The organism is Mesorhizobium sp. AR02, assembly GCF_024746835.1.
Lineage (GTDB): Bacteria > Pseudomonadota > Alphaproteobacteria > Rhizobiales > Rhizobiaceae > Mesorhizobium.
Window position 1 is genome coordinate 383,005 of record NZ_CP080530.1, and the last position, 17,545, is coordinate 400,549.

General features: G+C 58.9%; 14 protein-coding genes, 3 pseudogenes and 1 riboswitch. Of the genes and pseudogenes, 3 read left to right on the forward strand and 14 right to left on the reverse strand.

The window, feature by feature from the left end; genetic code table 11:
- Positions 1–838: 838 nt before the first annotated feature.
- The 3 genes from DBIPINDM_RS01635 to DBIPINDM_RS01645 all read right to left on the reverse strand — a co-directional run bounded on the left by DBIPINDM_RS01635 (position 839) and on the right by DBIPINDM_RS01645 (position 4,650).
- On the reverse strand, positions 839–2,467 hold the full coding sequence (locus tag DBIPINDM_RS01635) for an IS1634 family transposase (protein ID WP_258580689.1): 1,629 nt from the start codon (positions 2,465–2,467) through the stop codon (positions 839–841).
- 164 nt (positions 2,468–2,631) lie between these two features.
- The gene (locus DBIPINDM_RS01640) at positions 2,632–3,327 is read right to left on the reverse strand and encodes a hypothetical protein (protein WP_258581133.1); all 696 of its coding nucleotides are present in this window, start codon (positions 3,325–3,327) and stop codon (positions 2,632–2,634) included.
- A 147-nt stretch (positions 3,328–3,474) separates the two neighbouring features.
- Positions 3,475–4,650 (reverse strand): amidohydrolase, encoded by a 1,176-nt coding sequence (locus DBIPINDM_RS01645; RefSeq protein ID WP_258581242.1) that lies wholly within the window; start codon positions 4,648–4,650, stop codon positions 3,475–3,477.
- Between the two features lie 251 nt (positions 4,651–4,901).
- On the opposite strand from DBIPINDM_RS01645, the gene DBIPINDM_RS01650 reads away from it, so the two are divergent.
- Positions 4,902–5,357 (forward strand): Lrp/AsnC family transcriptional regulator, encoded by a 456-nt coding sequence (locus DBIPINDM_RS01650; protein WP_258581134.1) that lies wholly within the window; start codon positions 4,902–4,904, stop codon positions 5,355–5,357.
- A gap of 6 nt (positions 5,358–5,363) precedes the next feature.
- Here DBIPINDM_RS01650 and DBIPINDM_RS01655 read toward each other — a convergent pair whose 3' ends face one another.
- Both DBIPINDM_RS01655 and DBIPINDM_RS01660 read right to left on the reverse strand, forming a co-directional pair.
- Positions 5,364–5,708: a hypothetical protein gene (locus tag DBIPINDM_RS01655; protein ID WP_258580592.1), complete on the reverse strand. Its 345-nt coding sequence runs from the start codon at positions 5,706–5,708 to the stop codon at positions 5,364–5,366.
- The gene (locus tag DBIPINDM_RS01660) at positions 5,705–6,808 is read right to left on the reverse strand and encodes an IS5 family transposase (protein WP_258580758.1); all 1,104 of its coding nucleotides are present in this window, start codon (positions 6,806–6,808) and stop codon (positions 5,705–5,707) included. The genes DBIPINDM_RS01655 and DBIPINDM_RS01660 overlap by 4 nt, the downstream gene beginning before the upstream one ends.
- Positions 6,809–7,207: 399 nt before the next feature.
- Between DBIPINDM_RS01660 and DBIPINDM_RS01665 the strand changes: the two genes are divergently transcribed.
- Together DBIPINDM_RS01665 and DBIPINDM_RS01670 are read left to right on the forward strand one after the other, a co-directional pair.
- Entirely contained in the window at positions 7,208–8,167 is a 960-nt protein-coding gene (locus tag DBIPINDM_RS01665; RefSeq protein WP_258581135.1) for an aminotransferase class IV, read from the forward strand.
- A gap of 67 nt (positions 8,168–8,234) precedes the next feature.
- The gene (locus DBIPINDM_RS01670) at positions 8,235–9,419 is read left to right on the forward strand and encodes a glycine C-acetyltransferase (RefSeq protein ID WP_258581136.1); all 1,185 of its coding nucleotides are present in this window, start codon (positions 8,235–8,237) and stop codon (positions 9,417–9,419) included.
- A gap of 55 nt (positions 9,420–9,474) precedes the next feature.
- On the opposite strand, the gene DBIPINDM_RS01675 is transcribed toward DBIPINDM_RS01670, so the two are convergent.
- The 9 genes and pseudogenes from DBIPINDM_RS01675 to DBIPINDM_RS01720 all read right to left on the reverse strand — a co-directional run.
- Positions 9,475–10,644 (reverse strand): M24 family metallopeptidase, encoded by a 1,170-nt coding sequence (locus tag DBIPINDM_RS01675; RefSeq protein ID WP_258581137.1) that lies wholly within the window; start codon positions 10,642–10,644, stop codon positions 9,475–9,477.
- A gap of 191 nt (positions 10,645–10,835) precedes the next feature.
- Positions 10,836–11,267 carry a GlcG/HbpS family heme-binding protein gene (locus tag DBIPINDM_RS01680; protein ID WP_258581138.1) on the reverse strand — a complete coding sequence of 144 codons (432 nt, stop codon included), beginning with the start codon at positions 11,265–11,267 and terminating at the stop codon, positions 10,836–10,838.
- Positions 11,268–11,304: 37 nt separating this feature from the next.
- Entirely contained in the window at positions 11,305–12,543 is a 1,239-nt protein-coding gene (locus DBIPINDM_RS01685; RefSeq protein ID WP_258581139.1) for a D-amino acid dehydrogenase, read from the reverse strand.
- 138 nt (positions 12,544–12,681) lie between these two features.
- A riboswitch (glycine riboswitch) is annotated at positions 12,682–12,771 on the reverse strand.
- 291 nt (positions 12,772–13,062) lie between these two features.
- On the reverse strand, positions 13,063–13,650 hold the full coding sequence (locus DBIPINDM_RS01690) for a hypothetical protein (RefSeq protein WP_258581140.1): 588 nt from the start codon (positions 13,648–13,650) through the stop codon (positions 13,063–13,065).
- A gap of 117 nt (positions 13,651–13,767) precedes the next feature.
- Positions 13,768–15,144, reverse strand: a complete 1,377-nt coding sequence (locus DBIPINDM_RS01695; protein ID WP_258581141.1) for an ISNCY family transposase — start codon at positions 15,142–15,144, stop codon at positions 13,768–13,770.
- Positions 15,145–15,588: 444 nt separating this feature from the next.
- The gene (locus DBIPINDM_RS01705; protein WP_258581142.1) at positions 15,589–15,915 is read right to left on the reverse strand and encodes a hypothetical protein; all 327 of its coding nucleotides are present in this window, start codon (positions 15,913–15,915) and stop codon (positions 15,589–15,591) included.
- Positions 15,912–16,361, reverse strand: a pseudogene (locus tag DBIPINDM_RS01710) (transposase); the annotation flags it as partial. The pseudogene DBIPINDM_RS01710 and the gene DBIPINDM_RS01705, both read right to left, overlap by 4 nt.
- Positions 16,289–17,002 (reverse strand): annotated as a pseudogene (locus DBIPINDM_RS01715) (IS701 family transposase); the annotation flags it as partial. The pseudogenes DBIPINDM_RS01710 and DBIPINDM_RS01715, both read right to left, overlap by 73 nt.
- Before the next feature lie 90 nt (positions 17,003–17,092).
- A pseudogene (locus DBIPINDM_RS01720) lies at positions 17,093–17,299 on the reverse strand (integrase core domain-containing protein); the annotation flags it as partial.
- Between the last annotated feature and the right edge of the window lie 246 nt (positions 17,300–17,545).

A 17,545-nucleotide genomic window follows, 5' to 3' on the forward strand; every position in this document is an offset into this window, starting at 1 on the left:
TGAAGTTGCGTGGTGCGACGAAGCACACCCGGGCGATCTCAGCGTCCTGCGGAGCGTCTGCTTCTTCATGGTCTCCCCCTGCCGCCTCGTCCGCCCGTTGTCGGATCGTGACGGCATCTGTACCTAATTTAGCATGGGCAGATATGCGGCTATTCGCAAAATGGCGGGCTGGCTGAAAGGGACACGTCAAATCGGGTGCCGATTTGGTCCCTTTCGTTCAACGAGTGCTCGGCGAGCGAGTTGGAAGTTTAGGGGGCAAGTACCTTTTCGTGGCATTCTGCAATTCTAGGATATTCAAGGGTTAGGTCCTGTACCCTGGACAGAGAGCCGAACCTCGTGATGTCGCCCCAAAACTCGGTATCGAGCGCGCTATGGGCCAAGGCCTCTAGGGGAGAATTGCAGTCGCGCCCCGCGTGTGCAGCTGCCGATTGATCTGCACGTCAGACCGCTTTGCGGCTACCTTCCTAATCTCGTCAATATAGACGCCACCCCACTCGACGGATGTGATTGTGTCTGAGCCGGAGCTCCCAAGCTGAGGGTAGTGCGTTGGTTTGCCGCTATCAACGCCAAGGGTGGACGAAGCATGAACTTCTTCATAAGGCGCGCTTTTTTGTCGGTTTTCTGCCAGTCACCTTGGCGGCTCGCCCCCAAAGGGAGTCGCCAGAGAAGATGACCGTGCGGTGCGGCTTCGCCAGCCGATCAGAGATGCCAGATCATCGATCGCAGTCACGCCCAGGCCTGTTAGGCCCCACTTAAACACCGCCTGTAAGAATATGTTATTATATCAGCACGTTAGGCGCGCGCCGGCGCGTGTTACCACTACATTTTGGGGATGATCTCAGGCGAGTTGTTCGTCGAGGTTGTGTGGCAGAGCGATGCCAGATGCCTTGAAGACGTTGCCTACTTGGCCCGTAACGTGGGTTCTGGTGGTGACGATGCGACCATCCTTTTCGATGGTGGCTTCCTGGAGGCGGTCGAGATCGCGTAGAAGCGGCTGCCATTCGGGCGTCAGGCCTTTGGCCCGGCAGAGGCGGTACAGTTCCTTGCTGAGTACGAGCCCCAGGAACGAGCAAAACACATGCCCGCGGATGGCGGCATCGGATTGGTGGAAGATCGGCCGGGTATTGAAGGTTGCCTTGGCGGCGCGGAACAGGCTCTCGACCTCGAGCAAATCGCGATACCGCAGCACGGCCTGGAGCGGGGTCACCTTCGCGTTGGTCCGCACCACGGTGATGCCGTCGTACCGGGCTTCCTCGGCAAGCTTGCCGACATCGATCTTGAAGTTCTTGCCGCTGGCCTTGAGGTAACGCCGGTAGGCCGAGTTGCCGACCAGTGCCTTGTCGCCCTTCTTGAGCTGTGCCTCGAGGCCGGCGATGATCGCCTGGCGGTCGGCCTTGTCCTTCTCGGCCTCGGCGTCATTGCGGCTGACAATATAGCGGTCTTTACCGACCTTGACCTCTTTGACCCACAACTGAGTTTCACCGCGCTGGCGCTCGAGAACGAGCGGAACCATCGGTGCCGCGTCATTGAGCACGACGTTGTGGATCACGCTGCTCGAGCGTTCGCGGGCCCCCAGAATGTATTCCATGCCCAGCTTTTCGAGCGCGGCGATGGTATCGGCGCTGATCATGCCGCGATCGGCGACAACGCAGGCGCGTGTGACGCCGAAGCGCGTTCGCAGCCGATCGACCACCGGCAACAGGACGGTCACGTCAGCGGTGTTGCCGGGCACCATCTCGGTGCAGATCGGCCGGCCCTCGGCATCAACGACCAGCGCCAGGATCATTTGCGCCAGATCGGGGCGGAAGTCCTTGGAATGCCCGCGCTTGCCCAGCGTCTCGCCGCCCGCGCCGTAGAAGCACAACGAGGTGGTGTCCATGAACACAAGGCTGAGGTCGGTGAACAGGTCCTGCCGGCGCGCGAAGAGCTTTTCCTCGATCGCGTCTTTCACGCAGCGCGCCACCAGCGCGCCTTGCGCCTTTTCGCCGAGTTCCTCGCCCAGCCACGCCATGGCCCGGTAAAAGTGATGGAGCGCCAGACCCTCGGCGCCCTCGATACCATAATCGGCCATCCAGTTCGCGCAGTCGCGGTCCGAGCCCGAGACGAACAGCCGATGCAGCGTGCCAACGAACACCGCCCGTTCCACCGCAAAGCCGAACTGGCGCCCTTCCAGCACCTCTTCCAGCACCTCGCCGATCCCGAGCCGCTCCCACAGCCGCCCGAACAACAGCGGACCGCCGATGCGGCGAGAGGCAATTCGCCCCGCGTCAATGTCGGACAGGATGAGGCTGCGTTCGCCATGGCGCGCAATCGAGGCCGCCAATCTGTCAAGTTCGCCGCTGGCAACCAGCGCATCCTTGCGGCCCAGCGCCTTTATCGTGCGCTGGCGAACGGTTTTGCCGTCGCGGACACTTTCCACGAGGTAAAGATAGCGGTGGCCGCGCGCGACTCTCTCAACGACAAACATGCCAGCGTTGTTAGCGAATAAATGCCATAAAATCCATACAACATGCGGCTAGCAGATCAAATGTTGTTACCACACATTTTCGCGCCGAAAACTCAAGGCGAGTGAATTCAATAGCTTAACGGACAGCGTTCGCCATCCGTTCACCTCCAACTGTTCAAGTCGGGTTAGGCGGCCGCGTATGTGAGCTGACAGAGAGTTGTGATGTCATAGACTGGCAGTCCGGTTGTCCGTCGAATGGCTGGAGAAACAAGCGGGAACAACGTGCACTCGAACAGGATCGCTCCGATATCCGTATGTTCCGATTGTAAGCTGCAGAGGCAAGCCATGACTTCGGCTTCGATGTCGGCCGGCTCAGTATAGGGCGGGGGGCGTTTCATTTCATTTTGCCACATAACACCACCTTCGATGCCGCCGACTACGACGCGCGCTCGATCGCCTGGGTCATGAATGGCAAGCATCTTCTCGTCGAGGCAGCTCGAATCCGCGGCGATGACAGCAATTTTTGCAGTGGTAGGGTACTGCCGAAGCAGTAGCGGCAGAAGAATGAGGCTGGTGGCGGCCACAGGGACGTTGACGGCCGATGCCACCGCAGCTTGGTGTCGGACGGAGTAGCCGCAGTTCGCACTGATCGCAATGGCCCCTCGGGCCACGAGCCGACGGGCGGCTGCGATGTAAGCGGGCTCGAGCGCAGAGTCACCTTGGATGACGTTGTCTGCCCAGGCACCCTCTACCGTCTCCGCGATCACCGGAAAAGGCAGCCTTTCCCTAAATGCGTCGATAGCCTCGTCTGCCGCAGACTCGCCCGCAAGAGCTCCTCTTTCCAGGTTGAGAATGCCAAGGGAACGGGCAACGGATGACACTTGCGGCCTCACATTACTAGCAGTTTGTCTTCGCCAATATGAAACAGTCCTGCGCAAGATTTGCGCCAAAAACCAGGCGCTACTGAAAAGTGGATTTCATGGACGGCCGGATTGCGGGCAAATTGGACACATTTGAAGATGGTGCGACTACCCCTCGTCAATCCCAAGCGCGGCCTCCACGACATTCACCCAATAGGCCACTCCGTATTGAATTGCGGCATCGTCGAAGTCGTAGGCGGCATTGTGTACCGGGGCTGAAGCGCCATTGCCGATGAAGATGAGCGCCCCTGGGCGCGCCTGCAGCATGTAAGCGAAATCCTCGGCACCCATGACCGGCCTCAACGTCTCGTCTACTGCTACCGCGCCGGTGCCTGCAGCCGCACGAACGGCAAGAGCAGTGGCGGCGTTATCGTTCACGGTGGCTGGAACCGACCGGCGGTAGCGATATGAAATGTCGCCCCCGAAAGCTTGCGCGATTTTCCGCGCGGTCGTCTCCAACTGGGTCTCGGCGAAGTCGCGCAGGGCAGGGGCCAACGCGCGGACCGTTCCTGCCAGTTCAACTTCGTCGGCTATCACATTGTAAGCATTTGAGGCGCGGAGTTTCGTGACGGAAATTACCAGCGACTCGACCGGGTCGGTGCTGCGCGACACCAACGCCTGCAGGCCAATAATGACCTGAGCGGCTATAACGACCGGATCAACTGTCAAGTGCGGGGCTGCGGCGTGCCCGCCGCGACCCTTTACAACGATGTCAAAATCGTCCTGGGAGGCCATCATCGGACCTGCACAAATGGCGAACTTGCCTACATCGATCCCTGGCCAGTTGTGCATCCCGAACACTTGAGAGATACCAAAACGGTCCAAAAACCCGTCCTCGACCATCTTGAGCCCGCCCGACGGCAATTCGACTTCCTCGGCCGGCTGGAAGATAAGCGCGACGGTGCCTCTGAAATTACGGTTCCCTGCGAGATATTTTGCAGCACCAAGCAGCATGGCTATATGACCGTCATGGCCGCAGGCGTGCATCCTCCCCGGAATCTTCGAGGCCCATGTTTTTCCCGGTGCCTCCTGAATTGGTAAGGCGTCCATATCGGCCCGGAGCCCTATCGTCGGCCCTTCGCCGCTCTCCCCCTGAATGAAAGCGACTATGCCGGTTCCGGCTATACCTGTTTCGATGTGGTTGATTCCAAAGGACGCTAGCTTGTCCGCAACGAACCGTGCCGTTTCATGCACAGCAAAGTCGAGCTCGGGGTTTTGATGAAGATGCTGGCGCCAGGCCGTGACCTCGTCGGCCAGGTGATAAAAGTTCTCGACTGAGTGCATGCAGACTCCCTTCAGCGACGTCTGGCGGTCATTGCAGGGCCGCGGTCGGTGCCCATGTGCATAATCTGCCCTAAGCGTTTGGAATAGTTGGGCCAAAATTTGCATTGCAGTGAAAAGAAACGCTCGCATATCCCCGACGTTTGCAATAATGGCACGTTTTGAATGGGGTAGCGTTTCATTGAGCTTCCGATCTTGCAACGAGCGTTTCGGATCGCTTTGCATAATCGTGGTTTCGCCTCTAGGGTACTGAGATGATTGATGACCTTGACCGGCGCATACTAGGCGCTCTTCAAAAGAACAACAGGTTGTCGTTTGCCGAACTTGCGGATCTCGTGGGCTCATCTGCTGCCTCATGCATGCGGCGCGTCAACAAGTTACGCGCCGACGGCGTTATCACCGCTGATATCTCCCTGGTTGACCCCAAAGCACTTGGGAAGTCGCTGACCGTGGTCGTAACGGTGGAGCTCGATCGCGAGCGTTTAGACCTTGTCGACGACTTCAAGCGAGCAATGCGGGCGGCGAAAGAAGTCACTCAATGCTATATGGTGACAGGTGATGCAGACTTCGTTCTTATTGTAGCAGTAGAGGACGTTGAGGCCTTTGACGTTTTTGTAAAGACCAAACTTTACACGAACCCCAATGTCCGCAAATTCAAGAGCATGATTGCGCTGGACCGCGTGAAGTTCGAGCCCCGGTCGCTGGTGTAGCCCCTTTTAGCAGGCTGTTGAAGAAGGATCACGTTTGGCCTTGAGGATAGCCTCGTCGCCGTTCTGATAGGCGAAGGTGATGTCGATCGAGCCGTCGTCGAGCAATTCTGCGGAGCCGTCGCCGGTAACTTCGTCCATCTCATCGAAGCCGGCCCATGTGAAGAAGACCATTGACGGCCCGTACCCGAGATCGAGGCCGGCTAGCAGGGCGCCAAAGGCGATCTCACCGTGGTTGTCGGCCCCAATGGTGACCGTGGCGGGTCCGCCGAGGTCGAGATAGCCGCGATCCCACAGGTCAGCTTCGATGATCCGCCAGCGGCCGATCAGTTGACAGCCCGCGGGCGCGGTCATGTCGGCACCGCCAGCAGCTTCGGCAACCGCACGAGATTGTAGGCGGCGGCGTTGAAGGTGAAGGCCCATCCGACGCGGTCGCGGCCACGCAACTTCGTCTTCGCCTGTCCGGCGACCGTCTTGATCCACCCGAACGCCTCTTCAATGCGCTTGCGAATACGCTGACTGACAGCATAGCCGCCATGCCGCGTCGTGCGCCCGTCGATCGCCGAACTCCGGCCGCTGGTGTTCTGCGCCACATGCGGCGTCACCTTCATCGAACGCAGCTCATTGATGAAGTCTTGCGCGTCATAGGCCTTGTCGGCACCGAGTGTGATCGCCTGTGGCCGCTCCGCTCGCGGTTCGATCATGTGCAGTGCGGCCACCCGCTCAGCATGCCCGTCGGCAAACGTCAGGCAGGCGTCGACCAGAAGGCCATGGCGGTTCTCCATCAGCCCATGCCCCATGAAGCAGAGCTTCGCCTCCTTGCCCCGCCCTTTGCGATAGAGCCGGGCATCCGGATCGGTGGTCGAGGCATGTGTGTCGTTGGATCGCTTGTGGCCATGGAAGTCCGCTTCCGCGTTTCGCCCGCCCCCTTCAGCCGGCGGCTCGCCATGACCACCGCTTGGGCCGTCCTTCGGTTTGACGCTCTTCATCGATGCCCACGCCTCGATCAGTGTGCCGTCGACCGAGAAGTGATCCGTCGACAGAAGCTTCTTCACCTTGGGTTGCGCCAGCACCGCCGCCAGGAACTTTGCAGCGATGTCGCCCTCCAGCAGCCGGTCACGGTTCTTGGAGAACACCGAATGATCCCAGGCCGCATCGTCGACGCCAATCCCGACGAACCAGCGGAACAGAAGGTCGTATTCCAGCCGCTCCATCAACAGCCGCTCCGAGCGGATCGAGTAGAACGCCTGCAGCAGCATCGCACGCAGCAGCTTCTCCGGTGGGATCGACGGCCGCCCAATCGGCGAGTACAGCGCCGCAAACTCCCGCTCCAACGCCGAAAGCGCCTCATTCACAATCGCCCGAATACGGCGCAACGGATGATCGCGCCGCACCCGAGCCTCGAGGTCCACATAGCTGAACAGTTCGCCCGTCTGTCCGTCACCGCCCCGCACGATTCACTCCCACCTCTTCGTGGTCAGAGTGAATCACGAACCCGAGACTGTCGCGAGCCCTTTTTCAACAGCCTGTTAGGCTGAACGTTTCCGCCACTCCCATCCCGTTTTTGAAGCGGGCATTTCGGCCGGGGCACCACTTTGATCACAATCACAGCATCGAAGTCTGCGATTTATTCCGAACACCGGGCGACCGGCGGCCGGCCACAAAAGGGCTTATTGGCCCCGCTCAAGCGGTAATCGATCGCGCTGACGACATCTGGCATGCGCTGCGTGCTGGCGATCTGAGGCGCGCCAACATTTGAATTGCTGAGATGTGCAGCCGCTGGGCGGTTCCGCAGCGGTAAATCGTAACCGGTTGTGCGGAGTGCCCGGTTGCAAGATTTGGAGGACTCAGGAATGACACTTGCTGCAGCCGAACCTGCAACGACTCTCCCGGCCATTGAGCAACGGCACCGGGATCAACGGCAATATCCCCACGGCGTGGCCTTCATGGATGGTCAGTACCTTCCAATGTCCGAAGCCAAGGTGTCCGTTCTGGACTGGGGCTTTCTGCATTCAGATGCCACCTACGATACCGTTCACGTGTGGGATGGGAGGTTCTTCAGGCTGGACCTGCACATGGACCGGTTCTTCCGCGGGATGGAAAAGCTGCGCATGAAACTGGCCTACACCCGCAGTGAGATCGAGAAAATCCTGTCCACCTGCGTGGCGCTGTCCGGGCACAAGTCAGCCTATGTCGAAATGATTTGCACGCGAGGCGGCTCGCCGAACTTTAGCCGTGACCCGCGCCAGTCGGAAAACAGGTTCATCGCATTCGCGGTGCCGTTCGGGTCGGTTGCCAACAAGGAGCAGCTGGAGCGCGGCCTGCATGTCGCCATTAGCAACACCGTCCGGATCCCCCCCAAGTCGATCGATCCGACCATCAAGAATTATCACTGGCTCGATCTGGTGAAGGGCCTGTTCGATGCGTACGACTACGGTGCCGAAACTGCATTGATCGTCGACATAAACGACAACATTGCCGAGGGGCCTGGCTTCAACGTTTTCAGCGTCAAAGAGGGCCGCTTGAAGACACCGGCCTATGGCGTCCTTGCCGGCATTACCCGCCAGACCGTATTTGATCTATGCGGCGAATTGGGCCTCTCTGTCAGCGCCGGCGACATTGATCGCGACGAGCTGAAGGGCTCCGATGAGGTTTTCATTACGTCTACCGCGGGCGGGATCATGCCGGTGTCCAAGATTGACGAGACCGTCATAGGCGACGGCAAGGTTGGCGCTCTGACTCGCCAGCTGACAGACCTGTACTGGGAGAAGCATGCTGATCCGGCATGGTCGACCGCGGTAGATTACGCGTAGTACCGCAATTTATTTGCCGACAGGTCCTCCCCAGTGCGGGGAGGGCTGTGCTGCCGCGAGTCTGCCGATGACCGACGATTTCATTTCTCATCTCTCGAACGAACTCGCCGGCCTGAAATCGGCCGGCCTCTACAAATCCGAACGGGTAATCACCTCGATGCAATCGGCCGAGATCGAGGTCGGCGGCGAGAAGGTGCTGAATTTCTGTGCCAACAACTATCTCGGCCTCGCCGACAGCGCCGAATTGCGCGAGGCGGCCAAGCAGGCGCTCGACCGCTATGGCTACGGCATGGCCTCGGTGCGCTTCATCTGCGGCACGCAGGAAGAGCACAAGCAGCTGGAAGCGACGATTTCGTCCTTCCTCGGCATGGACGACACCATCCTCTACGGCTCCTGCTTCGACGCCAATGGCGGTCTGTTCGAGACGCTGCTCGGCGAGGAGGACGCCATCATTTCCGACGCGCTGAACCACGCCTCGATCATCGATGGCGTCCGGCTGTCGAAGGCAAAGCGTTTTCGCTACGCCAACAACGACATGGCCGAATTGGAGTCGCGGCTGAAGGAAGCGAAGGATTGCCGCTTCCGGCTGATCGCGACGGACGGCGTGTTCTCGATGGACGGCATCATCGCCAATCTGAAAGGCGTCTGTGACCTCGCCGAGAAATACGACGCCATGGTCATGGTCGACGACAGCCATGCCGTCGGCTTCGTCGGCAAGAACGGCCGTGGCTCGGCCGAGCATTGCGGCGTCGAGGGCAGGGTGGACATCATCACCGGCACGCTCGGCAAGGCGCTGGGCGGCGCCTCCGGAGGCTATACATCGGGCAAAAGCCAAGTCGTCGATTGGCTGCGCCAGCGCTCACGGCCCTATCTGTTCTCCAACACGCTGATGCCGGCGATCGCCGGCGCCTCGATAAAAGTGTTTGACATGATCCGCCACGGCGATGCGCTGCGCGAACGCCTCTATGCCAATGCCGCGCGGTTCCGATCCGAGATGGGCAAGCTCGGCTTCACGTTGGCCGGCGCCGACCACCCGATCATCCCGGTGATGCTGGGCGAGGCGACGCTGGCGCAGGAGGTGGCGGCGCGCATGCTGAAGCGCGGCATCTATGTCATCGGCTTTTCGTTCCCGGTGGTGCCGAAAGGCCAGGCGCGCATCCGCACGCAGATGTCGGCCGCCCACTCCAGCGCCGACATCGACCGCGCCGTTGCGGCGCTTGCGGAGGTAGCAAGGGAACTTTCGGTTATATGACCCGCCTCTAAATCTCGCCGCAAATCGGAGGTTCGGGCGAGAGCCTTGAACCCCATCAGCCTATCTGAGCTAGCTGCTTCGGCGCCCGAACTGTGAGCAGCTGGGCCTTTCCTTCAGTGACCACGACCGTTTCCTCGTGGAGGACGATTTTACCGGGCTCGTACTCCAAGGCAGGCTCAATGCAGAGCACCATGCCCGGCTGCAGCATCGTCTTGTCCTCCAGTCGAATTGACGGCGGTTCGGTCAGCCGCAACCCAAGCCCATGTCCCATGCGTCCGTTGCTATTGAGGTCCGCCCCACCCGAAGAGAGTGCTTTGGCCATCTGTTCAAAGACAAATCCGGCGGTAACGCCTGCTGTCGCCGCTTGAAGGCCAATCTCGTGCGCTTCCCAAACCTTCTCTTGAGCATACCGTAGGGCATCTGTAGCCCTGCCAACCTGGTAGTTGCGATCGTAATCGCAGAAATACCCGTCGAAGGTCGTACCCGTGTCGATGAAGAGCAGGTCACCATCAGCGATTGGCCGGTCCCTTGGCCCGCCCGTAATCTCGAAAGGCCCGCCGACGTCGGATCTGCAAATCAGGAACGGGATAGCGCCGGCGCCGCCCATATTGAGGCGACCGCGGAATTCCCGAAGGATCGTACGTTCCGTATCGCCGATTTTAACGAAATCGGGCACTTGGGCGTATACGGCACCCGCGATGTCGACAGCCTTTTTGATCTTACTGACCTCGGCCGCGCTCTTGATCATGCGGAGCTGCCAAATGAGGCTTGCGCCATCGACAATCTCGACGCCTTTCAGATCACCGATGATCGCATTCAATTGCGTTACCGGCATTCCCAGTCGCAATTCGAAACCAAGCTCGGCCCCGACCCGTCCGTGTCGCCGGGGCAGGTCGGACATCGCAGCGACAACGAGAGATGTGCCTTCATCCTCGGGCCTAGGCGACGGCCAGGATCTGATTTCCTTGATCCATGTCTTCTCGATGATAGCCCTTCCGATCTCTGGAATGATTGCAAGGGGCGCCCCGGTAGCAGGCACTAGCACGAACCAGGGTCGGGTGTAGCTCTCCCAGAACGTGGAATCGACACCGATGAAGTACCGGATATTGTCCATCGAAGTGAGCAACAAGCCATCCAGGCGATGTTGACCCATCAACTGCTGAGCCCTGGCGACACGCTCTTCGAACTCAGACGGCGCAAATCCGTAGGAGGCTTGCTGATCCATTCGACAACCCTGTCTATCCAAACGTTCTCGACCTTGGCGGCTGCATCTGCCCACCATCCTAAAGGCGCTCAGTGCACGAAAGATGCCAAAATCGCGCCGGCGGCGCAGACGCTATTTCAAATGTGCCTGATCGTCCGCGAGATCTTCGTCACTTGCCCGACGGGCACAAGGCCTTTCGTTGGTTGCCCGAATCAGGCCGCTTGAGCATTCAAACCGCCTATCTCGATTGCTTCCACGGCCACTGCTTCATCGTTGTCAGATGTATCTCCGGTAATCCCTACCGCACCAAGCAACCGACCGGCCTCGTCTCGCACCAGGACGCCCCCGGGGACGGGAACAATCTTTCCGCCTGATATAGCGGTCAGGCCGGCTACAAAGTGAGGTCGGTCGGCTGATGCTTTGTCGAGCCAGCGCGAACCGAAACCGACGGCCAAAGCTCCGTAAGCCTTGCCGAATGCAATTTCAAAGCGGAGCATTGAAGCCCCGTCCTGCTTCTGAAACGCGACCAAGTGGCCGCCAGCATCCAGGACCGCAACGCTCAAGGGCTTAAGACCCTTCCCGCTTGCTGTAGAGCACGCCCGACTAATGATGGAATTGGCAACTTCCAATGTCAGCTTGGTCATATTGGATTTTCCCTTGAGCTTGTTAACTGGGCGTCTTCTATGCCGCCATACGAGCATCGACCGGTAGATCGGCAGCCACAACCGTGGCCAGCATGGCCGATGTTGCAGCAGAAAGCGTCCACCCTAGATGCCCGTGTCCCGTATTATAGAAGACACCTGGAACCCGGCCTTTGCCGACCCGGGGCATCATGTTCGGCATCATGGGTCGCAGCCCTGCCCACGGCACAACGTGTTCAGTTACCACTTTCGGGAACATCATCCGCGTCCAGTCGACCAAAGGTCTGATGCGATCTTCACGGATGTCGAAATTGACGCCGTTGAACTCTGTAGTACCTGCCACGCGCAGGCGGGCTGCGCCGAGGCGGCTGGTCACGATTTTTGCGCGGTCGTCCAGAATGCTTACCCAAGGCGCCGAGGAATCTGCCGCAGACCCCTCCAACTCCACCGTAATTGAATAGCCTTTCACCGGATAAATATTGATGCGATCCCCGAGCATCGCAGCGATATCGCGGCTATTTGTTCCCGCACACACTACAATGCCATCGGCTTCTAGCGTCAGATCGGCGCCATCAGTTGTGCAAACCAGGCTAAAGCGATCCCGGTGTTCAATCCGGATCACCGCAGCGTCATAGATGAATTGGGCGCCGCGCTTTGTGCAGGCCTTCTCCAAACCCGCGCAATATTTGTGGATGTCGCCGGTCGAATCCGACGGGGTGTAAAACCCTCCATAAAAATTGCCATGCAAGGCAGGTTCAATCCCGGCAAATTCGCTGGGCGTCACCGATCGCCGATCGAGGCCGCCCTCGTTCAGCATCTCATTCACCTTTGACGCGTGATCGAAGCCGGCTTTATCCCAATAAACATGCAGGATCCCGCGACGGACGTGATCAAAGTCGATCCCTTCACGGTCGGCGATCTCGAAGAGGTGTTTGCGAGCCGCGATAGCCAGGCGGGTCGTTTCAATCGTGTTCTCGCGATATCGCGAAATATGGGACACGAATTCCAGCAGCCAGCTGTACTTGTGCCACGACGGGGTAGGGTTCATGAGGAGCGGTGCATCCCGCCGAAGCATCCACTTGATGCCCTTGAGGACGGTCGACCAGTGATTCCAGACTTCGGCATTGCTCGCGGACAGCTGGCCGCCGTTGGCGAACGACGTTTCCATCGCGGCATAGCGGCGCCGCTCAACCACAGTCACGTCGTAGCCTTGCTCCAACAAAGCATAGGCCGTCGACACACCGGCAATTCCGGCGCCAATTACAATGATTTTGGGCATTCTGAACTCCGAACAGTACAATGGGGTGCGAGACTGGCCCGCGGCGAATCCCCAAATCTGTCTCGGGTACCTGAGAGCTTAACCGGACTTGCCGGCTTTCCCCTTCGGTGGACGCTCGAAGCGTCTCTCTCCAGATCGTTCGGCAGTGCGGTCACTTTTGCCTGAGAGTTTCCTTGGGGGGTTGCTCCGTCGGCGTCGGCAGTTGCCGATCTCTCCCGTCCAGCCTTTGAACACCACAACTATACGATCATAGACCATACCTTGGTCGCCATTTCGATATCTGTGCTGAAATGAGCGGATCATTTTTCCGGTGTTTTTGACCGATATGAGCCCATCGTGCCCGATTTGAGAAATCGGCTGAGAGTGGTCCTGGCACACTGGTAAGCGGTTGACATCGCACCTGATGAGGTCAGTTCGTCTAAAGCTGAGCGGAAGCAGCACTGCCGGCCTATAGGCCCCGATTTAACATAATGGATATTATCGGTACATCGACAAGCAATTGATTTCAAATAGGATTCGTCAAGTTCCATAATTTATATTATGCAACATTCGCAATCCCCGTTTGTATGTGTTCTTGTACTTCATGAACATGCCTTGGAGATTATGCGTTACTGAGATCTCTGGCAAGATGATCAAGAGCGAGCGCATTGCGAAAAGCAATGAAAGCGCAAGGCTGGACGCCGCCTCCTCAAGCTCGTCCCTCTCCACCTTGGGCTCCAGCGTCAAGTGGACGTGGCCGTCCTTATCCTTAAAAACGTGACGGTGCAGCGACGTCCAGCTTACATGCAATGCATCGGCCGATATTTCTCGGTAGACGTGACTGAGTCTTGGCACGGGCGAGTCGATGTCGGAAACTTGCAAGCGCTGCTTGGGGCCGTGCATTCGCTTGATGAACCCATTGAGGACACTGGCCTGGTCCTTGGGTAGTCGGCCTTCATTGACAGCCAGATGCCGTTTGGCGCGAGAACGCCTGCTGTGCTCGTCGTCCTCTTTCAATCGGGTGAGGTATTGGGGGTCAGTTTCGGCGGCATAGAGGTGTAGGGCACAATCGATGACTGACCGGCAGGCGTTCCTGAAGGCCAGTTCTCGCCTGGCATCGATAAGCACCAGGGCGCTTCTTGGCGCCGACGTGAGCACCCGATCGGGCGTCGGCTGGTCAGGGTTGCGCAGCCCGATCGGGGGCGTTCCAATAGGGCTCCTCGGCTTTAGCTTTGAGAGCTGACTTCACTCGGCAGCATCCAGCCTTGCCAGCGCTTGTTGTCGACGCGCGATGACAGCAGGATCATTCATGAAATCCTTCCTACGCCCCGGCTTCCTGTCGCGCTTCTGATAGCCAGTCTGTTCGCTGTTCGTCTTAATCTTCGGCGCGGGCCGAGCCTCATCTTGCTGGCTCTTGATCCAGGATAGAACCTCGCCAAGCCGCTTGTTCTCGGTGACCGCGGCGTGGGTGACGCGCTGCTCTTTGTCGAAGACAGTGTAGGGCAGGGAGCATGCCTTCCACCGAACATCCAGGCGACCGTCGGCGAACTCGTAAATATCGACATATCTGCCGACCAGGCCGCATGAGATATCGTTCTTCTCCAGCATGATCTGCTTGCGTTCGTAGGAGAAAGACAATTGCTGGCCGACATAGCGCTGCTCGCGTTTGCAGAGCAGGTCGCGGAGTCGATCGGCCGGCATGTTCAAGACACGATGCAGATTGTCCGGCCGGGTGGGGATCTTCGCAAACTTGTCGTTGAAGCTGGTCGTGAATGCCGGCAGAAAAGCGTTGGCTTCTTCGATATCTGAGATGCCAGCAAGACGCAGTTCCTTCACAAGCCGGTCCTGCAGCGTGCGATTGACACGTTCTACCCGGCCCTTGGCCTGGCTCGAATTGGCGCACAGGATCTCGATGTTGAGCTCGGACAAGGCTCGGCCGAATTGCGTCATGCCGCGGCCGGCACGAGCCTCGGCCTTCGCCACCCGAAATACCGTGTGCTTGTCGGAATAGAACGCCACTGGGCAGCCGTGCGCCTTCAGATAAAGATCCAAGGCCTCGAAGTAACTGAACGTGCTCTCCGACTTCACGAAGCGCAGTTGCTGAAGCTTGCCGGTCGCGTCATCGATGAAGACGAGCAGGGTGCATGGACCGCCCCGCTCCTCGAACCATCGATGCTCGCTGCCGTCGATCTGCACCAACTCGCCATAGGCTTCGCGGCGCAAGCGCGGCTGATGGAATGTCCGGCGCTGCTTGCGCGACAGCCAGATTCCGGCCTCAGCCATCCATTTGCGCAGCGTCTCACGCGATACGGTGACACCATGATCCTCAGCCAGCTTCTCAGCCGCAAGCGTCGGGCCGAAGTCCAGATAGTGTTCGCGGATGAGCGATAGAGTGAAGTCCCGAACGCCGTCGACAATCTGACGGTTCGAGCGTCGGCCGCGCGCCTTGTGTCGCAGCGCGGAGGCACCGTCGATTTGGAAAGTCTTCAAGAGCCTCTGGACCTGACGCCTGGTCAAGCCGAGCACATGTGCTGCCGTGACCGTTGTCATCCTTCGCTCGATGATCTTCGATAGAACCTCTATGCGTTGCAGCTCGCGTTCGCTCATCAACACCAATCCCACCTACAGTCTCCCTCGCTATCGGTGCCGGGGAGAATGGCATTCAGCAAAGCGGAAGCGACATTCCTACTTTGCAGAAGTGGGACATTTTAACTTTGCTCGTACACGCAAAAGTGGCATAATATAAATTATGGAACTGACTAGTCATTGATACTATTAACTAATTCGGTTTGCCATTCTCTATCCACTGTGTCGCGGATACATCCAGAAACCGGCCAAGTGAACGCAAATAGGCAACGATCTCCAGCTTCAGAAAATCGCGATCGCCGTGTGCTTCAGCTCAGACTCCGCGTCGACCATCTCCTCGATGTCTCGGAGCATGTTGCTGTGGTGACCTACGGCACAAATGTCGCATCCGGCCTTGATGATTTCATCTACAAGGCCGGAGTTTCGCTCGCCTGCATTAGTCTCATCCTCGTCTCCCTTGGGCGCGGCGCCCGGTCTAGTCTAGCAGGTTGTTGAAGAAGTCCACTTGCGGGCGGCGAAGTCTGCTTCGTCACCGCCATGGAAGCAGATTTGTCCGTTGATAGAGCCGTCTGGTTGGATTTCGGCCCAGCCATTGCCTTGGGCGTCATCCATTTCGTCATTGCCTTGCCAGGAGAAAGCGACATTGTTGCTGTCGCCCGCTTCGAAGATTTGCCCGATGACGCAGCCGAAGGCGAATTCGCCGGAGCCATCGGCCGCGAACTCAATGTAGGCGGGCTCCATCATGTCGCGATAGTCCTCGACATAGTCGGGCATCGCGATGATCCGCCAGCGGCCGATGAGGCTCATGCCGGCACCGCCAGCAGCTTGGGCAAGCGGATCAGATTGTAAGCCGCCAGGTTCAAGGTGAAGGCCGCGCCCACACGGGCGCACCCTCGCAGCTTGACCTTGGCCATGCCGGCCGAGGCCTTGATCCAACCGAACACTTCCTCGATCCGCTTGCGGCAGCGCTGGCTGACATCATAGCCAGGATGGCGCTTCGTGCGGTCATCGATTGCCGTCACGCGAGGCTTGCCGGTTTTGCTCAGATGGCCGTCGATGGCAATGTGCGGCGTGACCTTGCGCTCGCGCAGGTCCTTGACGAACTGGCGCACATCATAGGCCTTGTCGGCGCCCAGCGTGATGCGCCGCCGCGACGGTCTGCGGTCCAACATGGCGAGCGCGGCATCACGCTCGCCTGTGCCCGTGGCCTGGGTAATGCCGCCATCGACCGCCAGCCCATGACGGTTCTCCACCCGCCATCTGCGCCGTAACCGGCATCGGCAAGGATCACGCCTACTGGTGTCTTCGTCGCTAGCGCGGCATGGATTTGCTCAAGCGCGATCTGTGGCTTGGTTTGGAAGATTATGTCGTCCGGGATTTTCGCCTTCTTTCGACGTTCCAGATCGTGCGCCCAGATTTCTGGTAGATAAAGCTGCCAGGCGACCGGCAAGCTGCCGCCTTCGTTCGCAATCGAAAGACTGACGGCGACCTGGCAATTGTCCTGCTTGCCAAGCTGACCGCAATATTGACGCGCAACGCCGACCGAATGCTTGCCCTTCTTTGGAAAGCCTGTGTCATCGACAATCCATGCGGTGATCGCACCGCCGCGCTCAATCATGCGCGGTAAAGCCCAATCACGAACCCGCGCCATCAGCGCTTCATCCAACCAGGGCGCTTGTCCCACGAAATGCAAAAGTGACTGGTGCTTGGCTGAAACGCGCGCCGGCGCCGTTATCGCCGCCAACGGTTCGACGCTTTTGCGCGCCACCGGCATCATCAGACCCGTACAATAATCCCGAAGCGGATCCGCCCGATCGGCGTGGCCGATGACTTCGATCAGTGCCTCAACATACCCATCAAATGCCGTCGCTTCGCTGCCGTTCTCGCTGACCATGGCGCTAACCAATCCCGTGAATCAGCAGCCTATCACAACCCAACTTCCGGCGAATCCCACCTCAGTCGCGACTTTCTGACTCAGATAAGACTAGATGTGGAGCCTCAACAGGTTGTCCAGGGTTAGATCGAGGCGACTGATGGGTGGTTTGGACTTTAGGCTGCCGTGTGGGCGATGCCAATTGTATCTGTGCAGCCAGACAGGCAGTTGGGCGGCGCGGTGATCTGAAGTCGGATAGGCGATGGCATAGGCCCATTCGCGCAGCGCCTTTTGGATGAAGCGCTCGGCCTTGCCATTATCCGGTATGTGATCTGTGGTGCCTTTTCGTCCTGCTGTTCTTGTTTTGGAACGGCCTTATGGTGAGCCCATCCGGGACGTGGGGCCCCGGGAGCACGAAGGTGCAGGCAGGCCGTCAATAGACCGTGGGCTGAGAGCCCGAGCTCGTTACATGGCCGCCCCTCGCGACTTTCCCGGATGCGCTGCGAGCGCGGATCAGTAGATGTCGTGTTGCCCGCCAGCTCCCGTCTTTGACCGAGCCAAGAA